The sequence below is a fragment of the Metamycoplasma neophronis genome (assembly GCF_006491995.1).
GTDB classification, from domain to species: Bacteria; Bacillota_I; Bacilli_A; order Mycoplasmatales; family Metamycoplasmataceae; genus Metamycoplasma; species Metamycoplasma neophronis.
Map to the genome: position 1 here is coordinate 1 of NZ_VHHP01000044.1, position 559 is coordinate 559.

The window sequence follows — 559 nt, forward strand, 5'->3', positions numbered from 1 at the left end:
GGTAAGCGCGGAGATCTCTTCGAGTGTGGTCACAAATTCAGTCCTCGAGTCAGCAAGATGATCAGTCCTCACCCTAGTGCGGGAATCCCGGCGCTTGCAGTGCCGCATATCCGGGTACCCATCCGGGCCCTGTGAAACGTAACCCGCGCGCTACCCACGCTTCGCATTCGGTGCCGATATGCCGAAAAATCACCGTCATCGACCCTGCGGCTCTGCTGCTGGGGCTACGTCGAACACCGTACGTCGCAGAAGTGTGGTGCGGGTCGGGCGGCCGGCTTAATCGCGGTGATAATCGGTTGGTCGGCGATCACCGGCATCATCGGTTGGCCGGCGCTGGTGATGCTGTTCGCCGGGCCTCGCGTCGGCGAGCCGGGCAAGCCGGTGCGCCTGCCGATCCCATGGCGGGATGTTGGTGGGTACCGCCCGACCGGAAGAAGCATCGCGGCATGCCGGCGTGGCGAGCCTCGGGGTCTACACGAATTCGCCGCCGCCGAGCCCGCCGAAGCCACCGCCGCCACCGGCGCCGCCGGCGGTACCTGTGGCGATGGACCCCGGGCTA

At 66.4% G+C, this 559-nt stretch carries 1 protein-coding gene; it reads left to right on the forward strand.

What is annotated here, in order from left to right:
* Window positions 1–285: 285 nt before the first annotated feature.
* Window positions 286–559, forward strand: a 274-nt coding sequence (locus FJR74_RS08435) for a hypothetical protein (RefSeq protein ID WP_211333943.1), incomplete at its 3' end; no start/stop codon positions are given.